Source organism: Ilyobacter sp. (assembly GCF_041583315.1).
Taxonomy (GTDB): domain Bacteria; phylum Fusobacteriota; class Fusobacteriia; order Fusobacteriales; family Fusobacteriaceae; genus Ilyobacter.
The window spans coordinates 1-3,586 of record NZ_JBFHGC010000306.1 but is presented as its reverse complement, the minus strand read 5'-3'; the positions used below and the strand labels follow the sequence as shown (position 1 = coordinate 3,586).

The following is a 3,586-nucleotide window of genomic DNA, read 5'->3' as shown; positions in this document are numbered from 1 at the left end:
GGCACTTCTATATTATTTGGGAGTAATAGTCATAATTCATCTGAGAGCTTGTAAGAAAGGTCTCAATGGTATGCCAAAAGATCAACTTCCTAAAACCAGCCTGGTAATGAAGGAGAAAGGGCATCTTTTACTTCCGTTAGTTGGACTGCTTTATTTTCTAATAAGTGGTAAAACACCGATCTATGCTGCATTTTGGTCTATTATATTTACAATAGTTGCCAGTTCGCTGAAGAAAGAAACAAGAATGAGTTTTAAGGATATAATTGATTGTCTTGAGGACGGATCACGTACAGCCCTTGGTGTGGCCATGTCATGTGCTGTAGTCGGACTGATAATAGGAGTGGCTACTCAGACTGGTTTCGGACTAAAACTTGCAGGTGCAATTCTGTTTTTAGGTAAGGGGAATCTCCTTTTGACTCTTATTCTTACAATGATAGCCTGTATAGTTCTTGGGATGGGTCTTCCTTCTATCCCGGCATATATAATAACAGCTACCATGGCGGCTCCAGCACTTGCTAAAATGGGAGTTCCACACCTTGTGTCGCATATGTTTGTATTCTACTTTGGAATGCTGGCTAACCTCACACCTCCTGTGGCACTTGCAGCCTTTGCAGGGGCCGGTATAGCCGGAGGAAGTCCTTCGAAAACCGGATTTGAGGCTGTGAAACTTGCCCTGGCAGGATTTATAGTTCCTTATGTATTTGTATATTCACCTTCTCTGCTCCTTATTGACACAACAGTAGGTAAGACTATACTGGTAGTGACTACTGCATCAATCGGAGTTTTGGCAATGGGTGCTTCAGTGGAAGGGTATCTCAATAAAAATTTAAATAAAATTGAGAGAGTATTAATGTTAGCAGCTTCGCTTATGCTGATTATACCTGGTGTGTATACAGACATGGCAGGAATAACAATATTCACAACAGTTTTCATGTTCGGGAGAGTAAGTGTAAAAAAAGCAGTTTCAGAAGTATAAAAAATGCAGCCCCTATACCTTAAGGTATAGGGGCTTTTAAATTAAAAAGTTTATTCTCTAAATAATATATTATTACCCCTATAGCTTTTGTATAGTGGTGATTTTTTTATTTTACAAGTTAATTAAAAAATGTTATTATGCATTGGATGAATCTTAAATTTGCAAAACATTGACAGTGTTAATTCTTTATAGCAGGTTAAAAATAAAGTTAAAGTAAGATATTTTAAAACAGATGTATAAAAATAAGGGGTTTTTATGAAGGCTGCTAGAAAATATTTCATCATAAAAGGATTTTTGATTCTAATTCAGTATAATTTTTTGTAGGAATTTTATTTTTGTGGTTCAAAATATTTATAATAAAATATATGGGGGGAAGTTAAATGAGAAGAAAAGGATCTATTTTGGCAGTATTTATTCTGCTGGTGGCAGGATTATTTACGGGATGTTCGGGTAAAAAAGAAGAGGCTGCAGGGGAAAAGAGTGCAGGTCCTGTATTTGTAACAATTGCAACGGGAGGAAGTTCGGGAGCATATTTTGCTTTGGGAGGAGCGATATCAAATCAGCTCAACCAAAAAGTTGAAGGAATTAATTCTTCTGTACAATCAACAGGAGCATCGGCAGTAAACGCTACATTATTGGGAACGGAAAAAGTCGAACTGGCATTTGCTATGAATGACGTAGTAAGCTATGCTTATACCGGAACAGAAGTTTTCCAAGAAAAAGGAAAAGTAGAAAATTTAAGAGGGATAGCAGCAATGTATCCTAACTTTGTACAACTAGTAACAGTGGAAAAGACAGGTATCAAAGAAGTGTCAGATCTAAAAGGAAAAAGAGTAGGTGTAGGAGCTCCAGGAAGCGGAACGGAAGTAAATGCACGTCAGATACTGAAAGCTCACGGGATAACATATGACGACATCAAAGCGGATTATCTTTCATATGCAGAGGCAATAGAGCAGATGAAAAACGGAGCTGTAGATGCTGCATTCCTTACTTCAGGTCTTCCAAATTCAACTATAATGGACCTGGCTACAACTCAAGATGTAAAGATAGTTCCTATAAGAAAAGAAGCAGTTGAAAACCTGGCAAAAGAATATCCTTTCTATGCTTCGGAAGTGATTCCTGCAGGAACTTATGATAATGAAGAAGATGTGGAAACAGCTGCAGTGCAGACTCTTCTTGTAACAAGAGCAGATTTAAGCGATGATTTAGTTTATAACATAACAAAGACTATTTTTGAAAATCTAGATGCACTTAGAGAAACTCACTCTGCAGCAAACAGTATAAAACTTGAATCAGTTAGAAAAGGAATGCCTATACCTCTTCACCCAGGAGCAGAAAAATATTTTAATGAACATAAATAAAATGTTAATTTGAGGGGCGTTTTATAATGCCCTTCAAACTTATTCCAATGTGTTAATAATGATATGGAGGTGTAAAATTTAAAATGGAAAATAAGGAGCCCCTTTCCAATGAAAAGGAAGAAAGAATAATTAACTGTACAGATTATTCATGTGACATTGAGCCTGAAGTGGTTGACGAAAATCTGCTTGAAAAATTTGATACTGAGGCCAGGTTCAGAAAATTTGGAAGAGATACTACTCCAGGCAAAATAATATTTCTAGTGGCAGTGGCGCTGTCTCTTTTTCATCTCTATACTGCCTGGAACGGACCATTAGTTACACTTGTTCACAGGTCTGTACATGTATCTGTAATAATGTCACTGGTTTATCTTCTTTATCCAGCAACCAAGAAGTCTTCAAAAAGTAAACCTACGATTTTGGACTGGATTTTATCCGGGTTGTCCATAAGTCTTTCGGGATATATTATTGTAAACTATAATTCCTTGGTTATGAGGGCAGGTATGCCTAATAATGTAGATATTGCTTTTGGTATTATGGCTGTATTATTGGTGCTAGAAGCCGGTAGAAGAATAACTGGAAAAGAGATTGCAATTCTGGCCAGTATTTTCTTGCTCTATGCATTTTTCGGATCAAAGCTTCCTAACCTCGTGGCACACAGAGGATATGGTATAAGAGATATAGCTGATTATATGTATCTTTCAACTGAGGGAATATACGGAATAGCTGTAGGGGTATCTTCTACTTATATATTTCTCTTTGTACTCTTCGGAGCGTTTTTACAAAAATCAGGAATGGGACAATTTTTTAATGATCTTTCCATGGCTCTGGCAGGGTCAGGAAAAGGAGGACCTGCCAAAGTTGCAGTAATCTCCAGCGGATTTTTGGGGTCTATAAATGGTAGTGCAATAGCAAATGTAGTTACTACAGGAGCCTTCACAATACCACTTATGAAAAAAATAGGATATAATAAAGAGTTTGCAGGTGCAGTGGAAGCAGCGGCCTCTTGTGGCGGTCAGATACTTCCTCCAGTTATGGGAGCAACTGCATTTATCATGGCAGAGTATCTGGGAGTAAAATATATTACGATAGCTACTTCTGCAATAATACCGGCACTTCTATATTATTTGGGAGTAATAGTCATAATTCATCTGAGAGCTTGTAAGAAAGGTCTCAATGGTATGCCAAAAGATCAACTTCCTAAAACCAGCCTGGTAATGAAGGAGAAAGGGCATCTTTTACTTCCGTTAGT

3 protein-coding genes are annotated in these 3,586 nt (G+C 37.4%); all 3 read left to right on the top strand.

The genetic code is table 11. The features are described from left to right. On the top strand, nt 1-976 hold a 976-nt coding region (locus tag ABZA26_RS10360), incomplete at its 5' end, for a TRAP transporter permease (protein ID WP_372714452.1). A gap of 380 nt (nt 977-1,356) precedes the next feature. Further along, complete coding sequence (locus ABZA26_RS10355) at nt 1,357-2,337, top strand: TAXI family TRAP transporter solute-binding subunit (protein ID WP_372714451.1); 981 nt, start codon at nt 1,357-1,359, stop codon at nt 2,335-2,337. A gap of 83 nt (nt 2,338-2,420) precedes the next feature. Beyond that, on the top strand, nt 2,421-3,586 hold a 1,166-nt coding region (locus ABZA26_RS10350), incomplete at its 3' end, for a TRAP transporter permease (protein WP_372714450.1).

Excerpts from the sequence above, each read along its gene's own strand:
- ABZA26_RS10355 (WP_372714451.1), top strand. The coding sequence starts at position 1,357 with ATGAGAAGAAAAGGATCTATTTTGGCAGTATTTATTCTGCTGGTGGCA.